Source organism: Gordonia sp. OPL2, from assembly GCF_003797825.1.
Lineage (GTDB): Bacteria > Actinomycetota > Actinomycetes > Mycobacteriales > Mycobacteriaceae > Gordonia.
In genome coordinates, this window is record NZ_RKME01000002.1 from 129080 (window position 1) to 147574 (window position 18495).

17 protein-coding genes are annotated in these 18495 nt (G+C 68.4%); 7 read left to right on the forward strand and 10 right to left on the reverse strand.

The window, feature by feature from the left end:
* Positions 1-44 precede the first annotated feature (44 nt).
* The 6 genes from EEB19_RS03660 to EEB19_RS03685 all read right to left on the reverse strand — a co-directional run bounded on the left by EEB19_RS03660 (position 45) and on the right by EEB19_RS03685 (position 8493).
* Entirely contained in the window at positions 45-1484 is a 1440-nt protein-coding gene (locus tag EEB19_RS03660; RefSeq protein ID WP_187583301.1) for a VWA domain-containing protein, read from the reverse strand.
* Positions 1484-2404 carry a MoxR family ATPase gene (locus EEB19_RS03665; protein WP_187583303.1) on the reverse strand — a complete coding sequence of 307 codons (921 nt, stop codon included), beginning with the start codon at positions 2402-2404 and terminating at the stop codon, positions 1484-1486. Before EEB19_RS03665 ends, EEB19_RS03660 begins: the two co-directional genes overlap by 1 nt.
* Entirely contained in the window at positions 2404-3681 is a 1278-nt protein-coding gene (locus EEB19_RS03670) for a glutamate-5-semialdehyde dehydrogenase (RefSeq protein WP_187583305.1), read from the reverse strand. The genes EEB19_RS03665 and EEB19_RS03670 overlap by 1 nt, the downstream gene beginning before the upstream one ends.
* Before the next feature lie 93 nt (positions 3682-3774).
* A complete protein-coding gene (locus tag EEB19_RS03675) occupies positions 3775-4425 on the reverse strand; it encodes an HNH endonuclease family protein (RefSeq protein ID WP_316245456.1) in 651 nt (216 codons plus the stop codon).
* A gap of 151 nt (positions 4426-4576) precedes the next feature.
* On the reverse strand, positions 4577-6826 hold the full coding sequence (gene recG, locus EEB19_RS03680) for an ATP-dependent DNA helicase RecG (protein ID WP_187583307.1): 2250 nt from the start codon (positions 6824-6826) through the stop codon (positions 4577-4579).
* Positions 6826-8493, reverse strand: coding sequence for a DAK2 domain-containing protein (locus tag EEB19_RS03685; protein ID WP_262365414.1), 1668 nt, complete (start codon positions 8491-8493; stop codon positions 6826-6828). Before EEB19_RS03685 ends, recG begins: the two co-directional genes overlap by 1 nt.
* A gap of 266 nt (positions 8494-8759) precedes the next feature.
* On the opposite strand from EEB19_RS03685, the gene rpmB reads away from it, so the two are divergent.
* Both rpmB and EEB19_RS03695 read left to right on the forward strand, forming a co-directional pair.
* Complete coding sequence (gene rpmB / locus EEB19_RS03690; protein ID WP_124706538.1) at positions 8760-8951, forward strand: 50S ribosomal protein L28; 192 nt, start codon at positions 8760-8762, stop codon at positions 8949-8951.
* Positions 8952-9078: 127 nt separating this feature from the next.
* Entirely contained in the window at positions 9079-9894 is an 816-nt protein-coding gene (locus EEB19_RS03695; protein ID WP_187583309.1) for an enoyl-CoA hydratase/isomerase family protein, read from the forward strand.
* Positions 9895-9931: 37 nt separating this feature from the next.
* Here the strand turns inward: EEB19_RS03695 and EEB19_RS03700 are convergent, their stop codons facing one another.
* Genes EEB19_RS03700 through thiL form a run of 3 tightly spaced genes read right to left on the reverse strand, consistent with a single transcriptional unit; the run spans position 9932 to position 12249 of the window.
* Entirely contained in the window at positions 9932-10642 is a 711-nt protein-coding gene (locus EEB19_RS03700; protein WP_187583311.1) for a uracil-DNA glycosylase, read from the reverse strand.
* Positions 10639-11160 carry a gamma carbonic anhydrase family protein gene (locus tag EEB19_RS03705; protein WP_187583313.1) on the reverse strand — a complete coding sequence of 174 codons (522 nt, stop codon included), beginning with the start codon at positions 11158-11160 and terminating at the stop codon, positions 10639-10641. The genes EEB19_RS03700 and EEB19_RS03705 overlap by 4 nt, the downstream gene beginning before the upstream one ends.
* A 57-nt stretch (positions 11161-11217) precedes the next feature.
* Positions 11218-12249, reverse strand: coding sequence for a thiamine-phosphate kinase (gene thiL / locus EEB19_RS03710; RefSeq protein ID WP_187583315.1), 1032 nt, complete (start codon positions 12247-12249; stop codon positions 11218-11220).
* A 97-nt stretch (positions 12250-12346) separates the two neighbouring features.
* Here thiL and EEB19_RS03715 point away from each other — a divergent pair, with 97 nt between their 5' ends.
* Positions 12347-12592 (forward strand): Lrp/AsnC ligand binding domain-containing protein, encoded by a 246-nt coding sequence (locus EEB19_RS03715; RefSeq protein ID WP_187583317.1) that lies wholly within the window; start codon positions 12347-12349, stop codon positions 12590-12592.
* Positions 12593-12671: 79 nt separating this feature from the next.
* Complete coding sequence (locus EEB19_RS03720) at positions 12672-13235, forward strand: DUF3515 domain-containing protein (RefSeq protein WP_187583319.1); 564 nt, start codon at positions 12672-12674, stop codon at positions 13233-13235.
* 61 nt (positions 13236-13296) lie between these two features.
* On the opposite strand, the gene EEB19_RS03725 is transcribed toward EEB19_RS03720, so the two are convergent.
* On the reverse strand, positions 13297-14301 hold the full coding sequence (locus tag EEB19_RS03725; RefSeq protein ID WP_187583594.1) for an NAD(P)H-dependent glycerol-3-phosphate dehydrogenase: 1005 nt from the start codon (positions 14299-14301) through the stop codon (positions 13297-13299).
* A gap of 214 nt (positions 14302-14515) precedes the next feature.
* Here EEB19_RS03725 and cofC point away from each other — a divergent pair, with 214 nt between their 5' ends.
* From cofC to EEB19_RS03740, 3 genes are read left to right on the forward strand one after another with little or no spacing between them, the layout of a single operon-like run.
* A complete protein-coding gene (gene cofC / locus EEB19_RS03730) occupies positions 14516-15325 on the forward strand; it encodes a 2-phospho-L-lactate guanylyltransferase (protein ID WP_187583321.1) in 810 nt (269 codons plus the stop codon).
* Positions 15326-15332: 7 nt separating this feature from the next.
* Positions 15333-17519, forward strand: a complete 2187-nt coding sequence (locus tag EEB19_RS03735; protein ID WP_187583323.1) for an RNA degradosome polyphosphate kinase — start codon at positions 15333-15335, stop codon at positions 17517-17519.
* A gap of 37 nt (positions 17520-17556) precedes the next feature.
* Positions 17557-18477: an NUDIX domain-containing protein gene (locus EEB19_RS03740; protein WP_187583325.1), complete on the forward strand. Its 921-nt coding sequence runs from the start codon at positions 17557-17559 to the stop codon at positions 18475-18477.
* The last annotated feature ends 18 nt before the right edge of the window (positions 18478-18495 follow it).

An 18495-nucleotide genomic window follows, 5' to 3' on the forward strand; every position in this document is an offset into this window, starting at 1 on the left:
GCTTACGCGGTCGACGCGGCGCGAGGATCGTCAGCGCCCGCGCCTCACACGGGCAGGAGGTCGGCGATCGCCCGGCCCAGCTGCGTCGCGTTGCGGCATTCGAACATCTCGATGACCTCGGCGTACTCGGTGGCGGCGGAGTCCCCGGTCCCCCAGTTCCGTCGCGCCTCCGGGTTGAGCCAGTACGCGTGCCGAGCTCGTTCGGTCAGTTCTCGCAGCGCCCCCAGACGGGGATCGTGGTAGTTGGTGCGGGCGTCACCGAGGATCAGCAGGGCGCCGCGATGGGTGAGCGATTCGCCGTACTCCTCGACGAATCCCTTGAGCATGTTGCCGTAGTCGGAATGGCCGTCGCGCGTGCTGATCCGCGCGGTGGTGATCATCCGGTGCATGCTCGAACCGAAGTCCTCGTCGTCGGCGCCACGGTCGAAGAAGTCGGTCACCTCGTCGACCGTGTCCACGAAGGCGAACACCCGGACCTTCGAGAACTGTTGGCGCAGAGCGTAGACCAGACGGAGAGTGAACTGTGAGAACCCTGCGACCGAACCCGAGACATCGCAGATCACGACGAGTTCCGGCCGGCCCGGGCGGGGACGGCGGTGGCTGAGTTCGATCGGGACCCCACCGGTCGACATCGATGCCCGCAATGTCTTGCGCACGTCGACCGCACCCCGGTGGGACCGGCGCCGGCGGGTCTCCAGCTTTGCTGCCAGCAGCCGCGCCAACGGCGCGATGGTGCGCCGGATCTCGGCGAGATCGTTGGCCCCGGCCGACAAGAAGTTGATGTTCTCCGGCAACGGTGGGACGGCGTAGTCGGCGACCCGCTCGCGCCCGTTGCGCCCGGCCATCCGGCGTTGCGTCTCGGCCTCGATGGCGGCGCGCAGATCACCCGCGCGCGCCCGGGCCGCCCGCCGATACATCGGCTCGGTGCCCAGCCGGTCGCCGAGCGATCCCTCGTCGCCTCCGCCGCCCGCCATCGCCGCCGCGATCCGGGCGATGAGGGTCTGCGGATTGACCTGGGACAGAGCCTGATACGCGGAGAAGGCCTCCCCGCGGGTCGAGTCGTACCGACCCAATTGGTCGACGATGAGGGCGATCATCTGATCGAGTCGACCGTCCGCGGACGCGTCGTCGTCGGCCAGCAGGTCGGCCACCATCTCGCGGACCGCGTCGACGTCGACGTCACCGTCGGCGGTGCGTGGCAGCTCCGTCACCGACGTCCGCGCTCCGGTTCCGAGCGGGAACCACAGGTCGAAGACGACGTCGAACACCTTGCGGTGCATCTGATCGCTGATGAGGGTCGCGGCCAGCCCCTCGCGCAGACTCCGACGGTCCAGGAGGTCGAGCACCTCCATCGCCTGTGCGGCGTCGATCAGCGACGACGGCCCGACCACCATCCCGCGGGCCCGCAACTCGTCGACAAAACCGGTGAGGTGCCCGACGAGCGGTACCTCGTCGGCCGCAGCGCTGTCCACGACCTGCGACATCAGCCCAGCTTGAGTTCTTTGAGTGCCGTCTTCAGGTCCGGCCGATGCTTGAGGACCACACCCAGCGTGCGGGCGATCAGTCCGTCGTCGAGAGTGCTGGCGGCGCGGCCGGTCTGCTCACCGACTCCCAGTGCCAGAAGCGTGTTGGCCCAGTCGATGGTCTCCGCGACCGACGGCTTCTTGCGGATGTCGAGGGTACGCAGCACGCCGACGACACGGACGAGCTCCGCGGCGAGGGCATCCGACAGGCCGGGCACCCGGGAGGCCAGGATCTCCCGTTCGCGCGATGCTTCCGGGAAGTCGATGTACAGGTACAGGCAGCGTCGCTTGAGCGCCTCGGACAGATCGCGGGTCGCATTGGAGGTCAGCAGTACCACCGGACGGCGGGTCGCCGCGACGGTTCCCATTTCGGGAATGGTGACGGCGAAATCGCTGAGCACCTCCAGCAGAAGGCCTTCCATGTCGACATCGGCCTTGTCCACCTCGTCGATGAGCAGCACCGTCGGCTCCGAGCGCGAGATCGCCTTGAGCAGAGGCCGCGGGAGCAGGAACTCGTCCGAGAAGATGTCGCTCTTGGCGTCGTCCCATTCGCGATTCCCGGTCGCCTGGATGTGCAGGATCTGCTTGGCATGGTTCCACTCGTAGAGTGCGCGGGCCTCGTCGATCCCCTCGTAGCACTGGAGTCGGATCAGTTCCGCGTCGGTCGCCTGGGCGATCGCCCGCGCCAGTTCGGTCTTGCCGACGCCGGCAGGACCCTCCACGAGCAGCGGCTTGCCCAGCCGGTCGGCGAGATAGGTCGACGTCGCGGTCGCATCGTCGGCGAGGTACCCAGTGGACCGCAGTCGTGCGACGACGTCCGGCACATCGCCGAACGACGGAACCGTGGTCGGCCCCGACAGCGGGGTGGTCGTCTCCGCCATCACGCCGGCCTGATGTGGCCGTCGCCCCACACGGTCCACTTGGTCGAGGTCAGTTCGGGCAGTCCCATCGGTCCGCGGGCGTGCAGCTTCTGGGTGGAGATGCCGATCTCGGCGCCGAAACCGAACTGCTCGCCGTCGGTGAATGCGGTCGACGCGTTCACCATGACGGCGGCGGCGTCGACGCGGGAGGTGAACTCGCGCGCCGCCGCGAGATCCGTGGTGACGATCGCCTCGGTGTGACCGGTCCCCCACGTGTCGATGTGCGCGACCGCGGCGTCGAGGTCGTCGACGATCTTCATCGCGATGTCCATCGACAGGTACTCCTCGGCCCAATCCTGTTCCGTCGCAGGCTCCATGCCGGGTTCGTCGCCGTGGATCACCACCCCCTGCGACTGAAGTGCCTGCATGATCTTCGGCATCGCGTCGGCGGCCACCGCCTTGTCGACAAGGACCGTCTCGGCGGTGTTGCAGACGCTCGGCCGCCGGGTCTTCGAGTTGAGGATGATCCGGGTCGCGACGTCGACGTCGGCGAGCGCGTGGACGTAGACGTGGCAGTTGCCGGTACCGGTCTCGATGGTCGGCACCGTCGCGTTCGCGACGACGGCATTGATGAGGCCGGCGCCGCCGCGCGGGATGACCACGTCCACCAGACCGCGGGCACGGATCAGGGCGGTCACGCTGGAGCGGTCCTCACTCGGCAGCAGGGCGACGGTGTCGGCGTTGACGCCCTTGCCGCGCAACACCTCCCGCAGAATCCGGACGAGTTCCGCATTCGAGTTCGCCGCCGACGACGACCCGCGCAGCAGAACCGCGTTGCCCGATTTGAAGGCGATGCCGAATGCGTCGACCGTGACGTTGGGCCGGGCCTCATAGACCATCCCCACGACCCCGAGCGGCACGCGGATCTGCCGGAGCTCGAGGCCGTTGGGCAGCGTCTTGCCGGAGACGACGACGCCGATCGGGTCGGGCAGCACCGCCACCTGGCGCAGGCCATCGGCGATCCCGGTGATCCGTTCGGGCGTCAGCCGGAGTCGGTCGATCAGGTTGGCCTCGGTGTCGTCGTTCTCGGCGCGCGTGATGTCGGCGGCGTTGGCGGCGAGGATCGCCTCGGCCTCCGCCTCGATCGCGTCGGCCGCGGCCAGCAGGACCTCGTTCTTGGCCGCTGTGGTCAACCCGCCCAGGGAGCGGGATGCGACCTTGGCGGCCTTCGCGAGACCCGTGACGACCTGTTCGACCTCGGTCGTCACCACGCCCGGCTCGGCGGTGGGTGCACTCATGGATTCCTCGACTTCGCCTGGGGAATTATGTCGTCCTCCAGAGTAGCCGGGCCTTCGACGGCACCCGGATGCCGCCTCGTCCGAGACCCACCGTCAACACCGGGCCAGCACACCGGCGAGAACCTGCTTCGACGGTGCGTCCAGTCGCAGCCGATAGGCCCCGACGACCTCCACGAACTGCACCGCGTACTGGCAGTGGAAACCGGCGTTGGGCGGCATCCACACCGCGGGTTCCCGATCGGACTTCGCCAGGTTCGATGCCGCGTCGACGGCGACCAGGTTCGCGGGATCGTTGGCCAGCTCCCGACGCGTCGTCGGCGGCCAGGCGTAGGCGCCCATGTCCCAGGCGTAGGCCAGCGGCACGATGTGGTCGATCTGGACCGCGCCGGCGCGGCGATCCCGGCGGAACACGATGAACTCGCCGGTGTACGGACTCCGGAACTCGCCGGCGACCACCGCCCGGGGGCATGTGGAGACCGGTCCACGACGGGTGTCACCGAGATCGCGACCGAGGACATCGTTGCGGGTGTCACAGCCGTTGGCACCGTCGGCGACGTCCACGGCGTCGGTCCACGCCGTCCCGAACGCCTCGCGCTGATAGTCCGTCCGCGACGACCGCTCACCGACGACGGCCACCCCCGCGAGAGTCGACTGCGCTCGCTGGGCACGTGCCGAGCTCACCGGGTCGCGCGTCGGTCCGTCCGACACCACCACGCCCGCCGCGACGAGCACGGCTGTGCCCACACATCCGAGCGTCACGAGCCACCAGCGCAAGGGCCATTCTCCAGTGGACGCCATGATCATTGGACGCACGCGGGCGCCGGCGCGTTCCACGACGTCCGAGCACACGTGGCACCCCGACCCTCGGCACCCAGGTCGACCCCCGCTCAGGGAGTCAGGACTTGTCCAGGTATTCGACCTTGTCCGGCACGAGGATCGCCCGCACGAGTTCGGCGAGCGGCCGGTGCTCGGCGAGTTCGAGGTCGGCACCGACGATCTCGTCGGCGAACCCACGTGCATCGGCGATGACCTCCGCGTCCTCCAGCAGCGACAGGAACCGGAGCGAAGACGTCCCGCCGGACTGCAGGGATCCGAGGACGTCGCCTTCTCGACGTTGCTCGAGATCCACACGGGCGAGCTCGAATCCGTCGGATGAGGCCTCGACCGCGCGTAACCGCTGCATGGCCTGGGAGATCTGCGGTGCTGCGGTCATCAACAGACACAGACCGGGATGTCCACCACGTCCGACGCGACCGCGGAGCTGATGCAGCTGACTGACGCCGAAGCGTTCGGCGTCGACGATGACCATCATCGTCGCGTTCGGCACGTCCACACCGACCTCGATGACCGTGGTCGAGACCACGAGGTCGACCTCACCGCGACCGAATGCGTCCATCACCGCGTTCTTCTCGTCGGCCGGGAGTCGTCCGTGCAGCATCTCGATGCGCACGTCCGCCAGCGGTCCATCCAGCAGTTCGGAGTACATGTCGAGCACGGACGTACTGGTCGGAGCCTGCCGGTCGTCCTTCGCAGACTTCTTCGACTTCTTCTCGTCGACGTCGTCGCCGATCCGGGAACACACCACGTACACCTGCCGCCCGGTGGCGATCTCCTCGGCCGCCCGCGCCCACACCCGATCGACCCACGAGGAGTTGCCCATCGGCACGACAGACGTGCTGATGGGCTGGCGCCCCCGCGGCAGCTCGGTGAGCACCGACGTCTCGAGATCGCCGAACACCGTCATCGCCACGGTGCGCGGGATCGGCGTGGCGGTCATCACCAGGAAGTGCGGCATGAGTCCGTCTTTACCTTTGGCCCGCAACACATCTCGCTGCTCCACGCCGAATCGGTGCTGCTCGTCGACGACGACCATCCCGAGGTCGAAGAACGTGACGTTCTCCTCCAGCAGGGCATGTGTCCCGATGACGATCCCGGCGCTGCCTGTCACGACGTCCAGAAGTGTCCGACGTTTGCCCGCGGTCTTCATCGAACCGGTCAGCAGGGCGATCGTCGTGGCACCCTCGGCTGCGGAGAGCTCGCCGGCCTCGGCCAGATCACCCAACATCGTCCGCATGGTCCGGTGGTGCTGCGCCGCGAGCACCTCGGTCGGAGCGAGGATCGCGCACTGATGGCCGTTGTCCACCACACGCAGCATCGCCAGCAGCGACACGAGCGTCTTGCCCGAACCCACCTCGCCCTGCAGCAACCGGCTCATCGGGCTGGTCCGGCCGAGTTCGGCCGCGATCTCCGCGACCACCTCCTGCTGGCCCTCGGTGAGCGTGAACGGGAGCCGCTCCAGGAGCCGGTCCTCGAGTCCGCCGGGCACGTGCGGGCACGCCGGTGCACTCTCGGCCCGTCCGGCCAGCCGCCGTTGCGCGAGGACCGTCTGAATGGCCAGGGCCTCGTCGAACTTCAGGCGGGCGCGCGCCGTCTCGATGTCGTCGTCGGTATCGGGCAGGTGCACCCGATGCAGAGCCTCGTCGGTGCTGATGAGTCCGCGCGCCGCGCGTTGTTCTGCGGTCAGGGCGTCGTCCATCGGACCGTCCGCGTCGACCGCGGTGAGCACCTGCCGCACCGCACTCCAGATGTTCCATGTCTGGATGTCCTTGGTCGAGGGGTAGATCGGCACGATCGCGCGGTCGAAACCGGCCGGGTCGACATCTCCGCCGGCCTCCGCCTCGGCGGCGTACATCTCCGACAGCATCGCGGACCCGACCACATGGTCGACATCCGGTTCACCGTCGGGCAGGACCGCCCATTCCGGGTGGGAGAGCTGGATCTTGCCCTGGAAGGTCTTGACCTTGCCCGCCATCATCACCCGCGCGCCCGCCTTCAGCTGATGCTGGATGAACCGCGCGTTGAAGAAGTTGGCCTCGTAGGTGTGGCTGTCGTCGGTGACCGTCACCTTCAGGAAGTTGCCGCTGCGTTTGCGCATGGGGATCATCCGCGAGCCGGTGATGCGTCCGACAACGGTGACCCAGTCGTCGTCGGCGGGCATCTCGTCGGCCGACAGCTGTCCCTGCCGCACATACCGTCGCGGCGCATGGCGCAGCAGCTCCCCGACCGTCGTGACCCCGATCGACTCGAGACGGCTCGCGAGCTTGGGCTCCAGGATCTTCTCGAGCGGGGCACCCATCTCGGGCATCACTCGACTCCGATCTGGAGCAACTGATCCGGCTGACCGGTCCGGTACACGGCGAGTTCCACGCCGGCATAGCTACGGCGCATCTGTTGGGTGACGGCGTCGAGGGCGGCGTCGTCGACGTCGGAACCCGCCATCACGGTCACCATCTCACCGCCGGTCGCCAGCATCAGATCCACCAGGGCCGTCGCCGCACCGGTCTGATCCGGGGCGATGACCAGAACGTCGGAACCGATGAGTCCCAACACATCTCCCACCTCGCAAGTGCCCGCGAGCGTCATGATCCGGGTCTCTGCGCGGATGAGGGCGCCCCACCGGGTCCCGGCCGCGGCCTCGGCCATCGCATAGGTGTCGGCGTCCGGCGTCTCGGTGCCGTCGTGGACGGCGAGCGCGGACAGGCACTGCACCATCGACGACGTCGGCAGGAACACGACGGATCGCTGGGTCGAGCGCGTCGCGGCGGTGACCGTGACCAGATCCTGCGAGGACAGCTTTCCGTTCGCCATGACCACGACATGCGCGCTGTCGGTCGCGCGGATCGCCTCGGTCAGCAGAGCCGGGGTCAATCCGTCGTCGGCGCGGACCACGGCGGCACCGGCCTCGGCGAACAGCGCCGCCGCGCCCTCGCCGGTCACCGCGGCGACGACGGCCCGCCGATGACGGGGCGGCGGCTCGGCTGTGTCGGCCTGGGCGCGGATGGCGTCGAGTGCGAAACAGCTGATCCTGATGTCGGAGATCGGCCCGCGCACGGCCCCGGCCTCGACCGCCTTGCCCGGCTCGCAGGTGTGGACGTGCACCGAGAAGCGCTCGCCGCCGGCCGAGCTGTCGCCGACGATGACCACCGAATCACCCAGCTGATCAAGGGTCTCCCGCAGCGACCCGATCTGTTCGCCTGCGGCGCCGTCGAGCAGATACATGACCTCGAAATCCATGTCACTGCCGCCCGAGCACGTGTCGTTCTCACCGTGTCCGGGTTCACCGCCGCCGGTGAGGATGCCGCGATAGCGTCGGCGACGCTGCGACACCCCGGTGAGCACACCGACCATGGCGTCGGCGAGTGCGAGGAAACCGCGCCCACCGGCGTCGACGACGCCGGCGCTGGCCAGTTCGGGCAGCTGCTCGGGGGTCCGTTCCAGCGCATCGGCACAGTCGTCGGCGACCGCACGGGCCAGATCGGCCGCCGACTCCGACACATGGGTCGCCGCGGTCTCCGCGCCGATCCGGATCACGGTCAGCACGGTGCCCTCGCGGGGCTCGCTGACGGCGCGGACGGCGGCGAGCGAACCCAGGCGCAGTCCGGATGACCACAACTGGTTGAACGTCAGCTGCGACTCGTCCGGGACCAGCTCGGCGGCGTCGGCCACTCCCATCAGGATCTGCGACAGGATGATGCCGGAGTTGCCCCGTGCCTGCGCGACCGCACCGTCGGCCATCGCGCGCGCGACCGCGGAGACACCCGCGTCCGCGGGCACCTCTCGCAGAGCATTCTCGGCGGCCTGCATCGTGAACAGCATGTTGCTGCCTGTGTCGGAATCCGGGATCGGGAAGACGTTCAGATCGTTGATCTCACCGCGCAACCCCTCGAGTCCCTCGACCGCGGCATGCGCCCAGTCCCGCAGCAGCTGCGGGTTCATCGTCGTGGAGAGGCCGCCGTCGAACACCGACTCCATGGAACCCCTTACCGTTGATCGTGGCGATGCTGCTCGCCCGGTGTGTGAGAGGTTACTCGGACGCCCCGACGACACCGGCCGTCACCGCACACGGCCCGGCGCGGCCGGATCATTGCGCCGGTGCCGGGCACGGATTTGGTCCGCATGGTCGGGTGACGCTACTCTTGCAGGGTTGCCTTGCAGCTGTACCCGTCGGCGCGTCACGCCCGTCGCGGTCTTCGAGCAGGCCGAACACGACCACGATCATCTACAAAGGGAGTTCGACGATGGCTGCCGTCTGCGATATCTGCGGCAAGGGACCGGGCTTCGGCAAGTCGGTTTCGCACTCGCACCGGCGCACGAACCGCCGGTGGAACCCGAACATTCAGTCGGTGCGCGTCGAGGTCGCGCCGGGGAACCGCAAGCGCAAGAACGTGTGCACCTCCTGCCTGAAGGCCGGCAAGACCGCACGCGTCTGATCTGCTGTCGGACGCCGATGTCCGACCGGATCGACCCGAGCTCACACCGACGAACCCGATTCCCCCACGAGCGATGTCCTCGCCCCGGGAATCGGGTCGTTGTCGTTCGTGGATAAAGTCTGCAGGCATGACCGCACAGCCTTCCTCCGCACCCGCCGTCCCGCTCGTCACCCAGGACGGTCCGCTGCTCACCATCGCCGTGTCCACCCCGGCGGCCGGCACGTCACTCGCCGACGACGCCCTGATCGAGGGCGCCGCCGCACTCAAAGAGGTGGCCCGCGGGGAGCGCGAGGTGGGCGCGGTCCTGCTCGTCGGCACCGGCGCCAACTTCTGCGCCGGCGGCAACGTGCGTGCATTCGCGGCTGCCGATCACCGGCCGACGTATCTGCGTGGACTGGCCGAGGACTTCCACGATTTCGTCAACGCGCTCTACGCCGCCGATCGACCGGTCGTCGCCGCGGTGAAGGGGTGGGCCGCCGGAGCCGGGATGAGCATCGTGCTCCACGCCGACGTCGCGATCGGCGGCTCCTCGACCCGACTGCGCCCGGCCTACCGCGGGATCGGCCTCTCCCCGGACGGGGGCATGACCTGGACCCTCCCGCGCGTCGTCGGTCCGGCCCGTGCACGCCAGATCATCCTGACCGACCAGGTCATCGACGCCGAACAGGCACTCGCCTGGGGTCTGCTGTCGGAGGTCGTCGCCGACAACGACGTCGACTCGGCCGCACGCACCGCTGCGGAGCAGATCGCAGCGGGTCCCCGCGGAGCCGCCGCTGCCACCCGCGCACTGATCACCTCGTCCGCGACCGATTCGCTGGCCGAACACCTCGCCGCGGAGGCACATTCGATCTCCACGCTGTCCGGCACACCGGAGGGCATCGAGGGCGTCGACGCGTTCATCGCCAAGCGGTCCCCCGATTTCGCGGCGGCACGACAGTCCTGAGCCCGCGGCCGCCCGGCCCTGATCGCGAAAAGTGCGGTCAGGAGGGCAGGCGCCAGTCGACCGGATCGGCACCCAGGTCCTCGAGCGCCTCGTTGGCGCGGCTGAACGGACGAGAACCGAAGAATCCGCGACTGGCCGACAGCGGTGAGGGATGCGGTGATTCGATCACCGGGACGTCGGGCAGCCACTGAGTCAGGTTGCCCGCGTCCTTGCCCCAGAGGATGGCGACGAGCGGTTCGGCCTCGCGGGCCACGAGGGCCTTGATCGCACACTCGGTGACCTGTTCCCAGCCTTTGCCACGGTGCGAGGCGGGCTCCCCCGGAGACACCGTGAGGACCCGGTTCAGCAGCAGCACACCGGATCTCGCCCACGGGGTGAGATCACCGTTCGCCGGTCGCGGATATCCGAGATCCTCGCAGTACTCGCGGTAGATGTTGGCCAGCGAACGCGGGATCGGCGAGACCTCGGGTGCCACCGAGAAACTCAGGCCGACGGCGTGCCCCGGGGTCGGATACGGATCCTGTCCGACGATCAGGACCCGCACGTCGTCGAACGGATGGGTGAAGGCGCGCAGGACGTTCGCCCCCGACGGCAGGTAGCCGCGGCCCTCGGCGTTCTCCGCCCGGAGAAACCGTCCCATCGAGGCGATGACCGGCTCGACCGGTGCGAGTGCCGCGGCCCAACCGGGATCGATCAACTCCGACAACGGTTTCGGCGCCGGCGGCGCGGTGTCGTGGCCCTCGCTCATCCGATCCTCCGCAGTGCCTCGCGAAAGTACTTCCCGTTCTCGTGGTACATCTCGACATTCAGGTCCACGTGCCCCTCGGGCACCTCGAAGCCCTCCCGGATCCGCGCGGGAACGCCCAACGCCATCGAGCGCGGAGGCACGGTGAATCTGAACGGCACCACCGCGCCGGCGCCGACGATCGCACCTGCGCCCACCGTCGATCCGTTGAGGACGACCGATCCGGAGGCGATCAGGCAGTGGTCGCCGATGGTCGCACCCTCGATATGGGCGTTGTGCCCGACGACGCATTCGTCGCCGATGACGGTCGCATCGATCGGTGTGCAGTGGATGATCGTGCCGTCCTGGATGTTCGTGCGCCGCCCGACCGTGATCGTGCCGGAATCACCGCGCAGTACCGCGGTGGGCCAGATCGAGACACCATCGCCGAGGGTCACGTCTCCGATCACCACGGCGTCGGGGTGAATATAGACGTCGTCACCGATCGTGGGTTCGCGGTCGCCGAGAGCATAGATAGCCATGCACCGAATCTAGACATCCGCACCTCGACGCCGGTCGCCCGGTGCCCGCAACGTCCGTCACGTCTCGAACGACTGCCATCCGCGCAGCCCACCGACCGGATGTCCGTCGACAAAGGCGTCGGCGCCCTCGCTCACCTGACCGATCGTCGTCCAGCCCGGTGGCACCGCGCCCGGCGGGAAGGCGCCGAGCAGTTCGTGGTCCTCACCGCCGGCAACCGTCCAGTCGCGTAGGTCGACGCCGAGAGCCTCAGCCGCCGAGCGCATCTCGTCCGATGCCGGAATGCGTCCGCTGTCGACGTCGAGCCGGACACCAGAGGCTGCTGCCATGGTGATCAGCTCCTCGACCAGGCCGTCGGAGACATCGGTCATCGCATGTACACCCGCGCGCGCCGCGATCGGCCCCTGACCGAGGTCGGGTGCGGGCAGTCGATGGGCGTCGACCAGACGCGAATATCGTTCCGGCAGTTCGTCGGACCCTGCTGATTCGGCGGCGAGCAGCACCGCGAGCCCGGCGGCACTGGCCCCGAGTGTGCGGCCCGTGACCGCGAGCTCGTCACCCGGTCGGGCACCCCCGACGACAGTCGGCGCCAGACCGTCGAGCATGCCCACCGTGGTGACGGTGAGAACGACCTGCTCGGCGGCGACGAGGTCCCCGCCCAGAACGCGGCCACCCAGACGGTGCGTGGCCTCGACGATGCCGGCGTCGAGGTCGAGCACGGTTCCGACGGTGGTCTCGCGTGGACACGCGATCGACACGACGACTCCCGAGACGCGACCTCCCATCGCCGCGATGTCGGCGGCGCTCTGCACGACCGCGCGGGCGCCGACCGTGTGGGGATCGGACCAGTCGAAGCGGAAATGCCTGTCCTGGACGGCGGTGTCGGTGCTGATCACGGCTGGTCCTGCGGTGTCGATCACCGCCGCGTCGTCGCCGGAACCGATGACGATGTCGTGGGCCGGACCGTGCATCGCCGGCGGGGTGTCGTGCACGGTTGCCGCCCGGGTGAGTTCGGCGATGAGCCGGCGTTCGCCGACCTCGCCCACGGTCCGCGACCGATCGACCGGGTCGCCGATGGTTCCGACGGTCACGAAGTCACCTTGGTCTCTCTCGTGTCGCGCTCGGGCGGGGTTGTCAGCGACAATACTGACACCGGGTCGACAGTCGGAGGCCGGTGCAGACGAGAGGATGGGCGTGGTTCAGGCATACATACTGATCCAGACCGAGGTCGGACGTGCCGCGCTGGCCGCGGCGACGATTGCGGAGATCTCCGGTGTCGCCTCATCCGAAGAGGTCAGCGGACCCTATGACGTCATCGTGCGGGTGGATGCCGCCGACGCGTCCCACCTCACCGAGGACGTGGTTCCCCAGATCCAGAAGGTGGACGGGATCACCCGCACGCTCACCTGCCCGGTCGTCAACAGTGCCCACTGACGCCTGTCCCGACTGATCCTTCGCCACCGGCGACGAACCACGACGTCGACGGCGCCCACCCCATCACTAGGGTGAGGGTGTGACCGACGACAGCCAGCCCGGCGGTGGCGATGACGGCGCCGACCTCGACGAGCGCTACGGTTCCGGCCCCCGATTGAGCCCGGCGCTCATCGCCACCCTGGTGGCGATACCGGTGATGGTGATCGTCGGCTTCATCGTGTTCGCGGCCTCGCGACCGGATCCGACGACACCGATCGAGCAGTACACCTCCGGGGAATCCGCCTCGGCGGACTGCGGCAGGCTCATCGCGGAAGTGCCGGAGACATTCGAGGGTTTCGGTGACAAGCAGGTCGACGGCACCACCGTCCGCTGGCCGGCCGACGGTGACGGCGACCCGGTCACGTTGCGCTGCGGCATCTCCCGGCCGTCAGAACTGTCCCCGACGAGCAACCTGCAGGTGATCAACCCGGTGCAGTGGTTCATCACCGACACCGTCGAAGGGGCCGGACAGGCGTACGTGTGCGTCGATCACCGTCCGTACGTGGCGATGTGGATCCCCGCGAACGCCGGGAACGGTCCCATCACCGACGTGTCCGCGGTGATCGAGCGCACCCTCCCCCGGGGACCGCTCGACTTCGGTTGACCTCGCCTCGCCCACGTCGGACATCTCCGACAGCCTCGGCGCCGGTCACCCCGATTCGGACTCAGTCATAGATCTCGGGTTTCGTGCTGCGCCCGAGAAGTGAGCTCACCGCGTCCCCGACCGACAGCCCGCCGTGGCAGACCTGGTGGACCGCGCCCGTCAGCGGCATCTCCACATCGAACTTGTCTGCCAGCGCGCGGACCGAGGTGCAGGACTTCACGCCCTCGGCCACCTGGCCGTTGGTGGCCTCCTGCGCCTGCTCCATCGTCGCGCCCTCACCGAGGCGAGCGCCGAACGTCCGGTTCCTCGACAGCGGCGACGAGCAGGTGGCCACGAGATCACCGATTCCGGCGAGGCCGGCGAGCGTCTCGATCTGCGCCCCGACCGCCACGCCGAGTCTGATGGTCTCGGCCAGGCCACGGGTGATGATGGTCGCCAGCGTGTTCTGGCCGAAGCCGACCCCGCTCGCCATCCCGCAGGCGAGTGCGATGACGTTCTTCACGGCACCGCCGATCTCGCAGCCGATCACGTCGGTGTTGGTGTACGGCCGGAAATAGCCGGTGTTGAACGCCTGCTGCAGGTCGCGGGCACGGTGTTCGTCTGCACACGCGATCACGGTCGCGGCGGGCTGGCCCTCGGCGATCTCCCGCGCGAGATTGGGTCCCGACAATGCGGCGATCTGACCGTCCGGGACGCCCGAGACCTCGCTGATGACCTCGGTCATGCGGAGGAGCGAGCTCGTCTCGACGCCCTTGGCCAGGGAGACGTAGGTGGCGTCGGCGCCGGTGTACGGGAGCCAGTCGGTGAGGTTGGCGCGCAACGACTGCGACGGCACCGCACAGACCACGATGTCGGCCCCGGACAGCGCCTCCTCGATCGAACTGGTGGCTCGGAGGCTGTCCGGGAGCGTGATCCCGGACAGGTAGTCCCCGTTGGTGTGGTCGAGGTTGATCCGCTCGGCGAGATCGGGCCGTCGGGCCCACAACGTGGTCTCGGTTCCCGCATCGACCAGTACCTTCGCGATCGCCGTCCCCCAGGAACCGGCACCCATCACCACCGCACGCACGACCACTCCTTCGCCGACCACCTCGTCGTCACTCACAGTAGTGCGTCCCGGCCGGTGCCGACGCGGATCCTCGCCGCCTCCTCATCGCCCCCGTCTCCTCCTTGTCGCATCCCCTCGTCGCCTCCCCTCGTCGCCTCCTCGTGGTCGCCACGGTCCGAGACCTACGGGGTCCCTCGCTGGCGGGCACCCCGGGTGGATCGGCATCATGGTCCCCATGGATTCGACGTCAGCCGTTCGCCGGGACGGCGTGCGCGCCGCGGACGGAACCTCCGGTGATGTCGTCGCAGTTCTCGCGGTGAAACATCTCACCGAGGCGAAGTCACGGCTCGCCGCGAGTCGCCGTCGCGCCGACGCCGGACCACATCGCGCTCTGGTCCTCGCGATGTTGCTGGACACCCTCGACGCGATCACCGGCGCCGGGATCGACCGGGTCGTCGTGGTCAGTCCGGACGAGCTGGTCCTCGATGCGGCGCGGTCGGTGGGGGCGATCGGCGTTCCGGAGATGTCATCGTCGGCAGTCGGTGCCGACAGCCTGAATCTCGCGTTCTCCCAGGGCGCTGCGACCGCCCGAGACCGGTGGCCGAGGATCACCCGGGTCATCTGTGTACAGGCGGACCTGCCCGCCGCCCGCGCCGAGAGCATCCGTGATGTTCTCGGCGCGGCTGCCGGGCACGTCCAGTCGGTGCTGACCGATCGCGCCGGCACCGGGACCACCATGCTGATCCGCGCCGCCCACATCGCGGAACCGCCCCGCTTCGGGCCGGATTCGGCCGCCGCCCACCGGCTCGCCGGTGCCGTCGAACTCGATGCGGACCACCTGCTCTGGCCGGACCTGCGCACCGACGTCGACACCGAGACCGACCTCGAGGCAGCCGACGCCCTCGGCGTGGGCAGACACACCTCGGCGACGATGTCGAGGCACCCTCGGGACACCGACGCACCGCCGGTCGGCCGGCACCGTCGGCGAGCCGACCGCGCCCGGACACCGGACAGGCATGCCCCGGTGACCAAAGATGCGTCATGATTGAACGGTGAGCCCAGCCGACGACATCGCCACCCAGCCGATCACGTCCATCCCCGGAGCGCCTCCGGCGGCGACGTTGGTCCCCGATGAGTCCGCCGACCTGCCCGAAGACCGTTACCTCAACCGCGAACTGAGTTGGCTCGACTTCAACTCCCGGGTGCTCGCCCTGGCCGAGGACACGTCGATGCCGTTGCTGGAGCGGGCGAAATTCCTCGCCATCTTCTCCTCGAACCTCGACGAGTTCTTCATGGTCCGGGTCGCCGGCCTCAAACGTCGCGACGAGACGGGCCTGTCGGTGCGGTCCGCCGACGGACTCTCGCCGCGTGAACAGCTCCTCCGGATCGCCGGCCGCACCCAGACCATTGCCGACCGCCACGCCCGCGTCTTTCTCGACTCGGTGCGTCCTGCCTTGGTGGACAACGACATCCACGTCGTCACATGGGCCGAGATGACCGAGGAGCAGAAGGTACGCCTGGTCGAGTATTTCCACGAGGACGTGTTCCCGGTCCTCACCCCGCTGGCCGTCGACCCCGCGCATCCCTTCCCGTACATCAGCGGACTCTCGTTGAATCTCGCCGTCACCGTGAAGGACGCCACCGAGGGTGGTGAGCACTTCGCCCGTGTCAAGGTGCCCGACAATGTCAATCGCTTCGTGCGCGTCGACCGGCTGATGCGCGACAGCGGCGACAAGTCGAAGCGCACCGACGACAAAGTGGTCCTGATGCCCCTGGAGACGCTGATCGCGGCGAATCTCGAGCACCTGTTCCCCGGCATGGAAATCGTTGAGCACCATGTCTTCCGGATCACCCGGAACGCGGATTTCGAGGTCGAGGAAGACCGCGACGAGGATCTGCTGCAGGCACTCGAGCGCGAACTCGCCCGCCGTCGCTTCGGTTCGCCGGTCCGCCTCGAGGTCGCCGACGACATGAGCGAGCACATGCTCGAACTCCTCCTCCGCGAACTCGACGTGAATCCCGCCGACGTCATCGGAGTCCCCGGTCTGCTGGATCTGTCCTGTCTCTTCGAGATCTACGGCCTGGACCGCCCGCAGCTCAAGGATCGTCCGTTCGTCCCGGCGACCCATCCGGCGTTCGGCGAACGCGAGACACCGAAGAGCGTCTTCTCGACGCTGCGGGAAGGCGACGTCCTCGTCCATCACCCCTACGACTCGTTCTCGACGAGCGTGCAGCGCTTCATCGAGCAGGCAGCGGCGGATCCGCAGGTGCTGGCCATCAAACAGACGCTGTACCGGACCTCGGGCGATTCACCCATCGTCAACGCGCTCATCGATGCCGCCGAGGCGGGCAAGCAGGTCGTGGCGCTGGTCGAGATCAAAGCCAGGTTCGACGAGCAGGCGAACATCAAGTGGGCCAGACAACTCGAGCAGGCCGGCGTCCATGTCGTGTACGGCCTCGTCGGGCTCAAGACACATTGCAAGACCTGCCTGGTCGTCCGACGCGAGGGCTCGTCGATCCGGCGGTACTGCCACATCGGCACCGGCAACTACAACCCGAAGACGGCGCGGCTCTACGAGGACGTCGGCCTGTTCACCGCGGCGCCCGACATCGGCGCCGACCTGACGGACCTGTTCAACACCCTGACCGGGTACTCCCGAAAAAAGGAGTACCGCAACATCCTGGTGGCGCCACACGGGATTCGGTCGGGCATCATCGCCCGGATACACGAAGAGATCGAGCGATTCCGTCAGGGCGACCGCACCGCGCGCATCCAGTTGAAGGCGAACGCACTCGTCGACGAGCAGGTGATCGACGCGCTCTATCGGGCGTCGCAGAACGGCGTACCCGTCGAGATCGTCGTCCGCGGGATCTGCGCGTTACGACCCGGAATGCCCGGCGTCAGCGAGAACATCGTGGTCCGCTCGATTCTCGGTCAGTTCCTCGAACACTCCCGAATCCTGTATTTCGCGGCGCAGAACGAATACTGGATCGGCAGCGCCGACATGATGCACCGCAACCTCGACCGTCGGGTGGAGGTCATGGCCCAGGTGCGCGATGATCGCCTGACCTCAGAGCTGGCCGACATGTTCGCGTCGGCACTCGATCCGCGGACGCGGTGCTGGGTCCTGCAGTCGGACGGCAGCTGGGTGGCCTCTCCCGCCGCCGGCGAAGAGGTCCGCGATCATCAGCGTCAGATGATCCGGCGTAATCGTCGTCGCCCGGACCCGAACCCGTAACCGTTCGCGTAACCCGGACGCTCTAGGATTCGCTTCGATGTCGAAGACGACGAAGACGGTGTGGGCTGCGGGCGGTGTCCTGTGGCGTCCCACCCGCGACAGCGGTGTCGAGATCGGTGTGGTGCACCGCCCCGACTATGACGACTGGACGCTGCCCAAGGGCAAGATCGATCCGGACGAGACACTGGTCGCCACCGCAGCGCGCGAGATCCGTGAGGAGACCGGGCAACTGGCGCGACTGGGACGCCACCTGCGTGACGTCCGATATCGGTTGCCCAACGGCAACCAGAAGCGCGTCCGCTACTGGTCGGCGCGTGCCCTCGGCGGTGACTTCGAGCCCGATCACGAGGTCGACGAACTGCGGTGGGTCGAGATCGATGCCGCGCCCGGGCTTCTGACCCATCGACTCGACCGGTCGGTCCTCGCCGAGTTCCGCCGGCTTCCGGCCGACGCGCACATCCTGCTGCTGGTGCGCCACGCCCACGCCGGGCAGCGATCGAAGTACAAGGGAGACGATCGGCTGCGGCCGCTGGATCGACTGGGCCGCCACCAGGCCCGGGCACTCGCCGACCTGCTCCCGGTCTTCGGTGCCGAGCGACTGCATTCGGCGGACCGCGTGCGGTGTGAACAGACGCTCGCGCCACTGGCGGAGGATCTCGGCGTCGGTGTCGTCGCCGAGCCGACGCTCACCGAGGAGGCCTACCGTTCGGATCCCGCGGCGGCCCATCGACGTATCCGTGAGATCGCCGAGGACACCTCGGCCATCCACGCGGTGTGCAGCCAGGGCAAGGTCATCCCGCCGATGATGGACTGGTGGTCGGAGCGTGACGAGGTCGCCTTGCCGGCCAAGCGCAATCGCAAGGGCAGCGTGTGGGTGCTGTCCACCGTCGGTGGCCGGCTCGTCGCCGCCGACCACATCGACAGCGCACTGCCCGACACCGATCACCCGGAGTCCTGAACCCGGTCGAGGCACGGG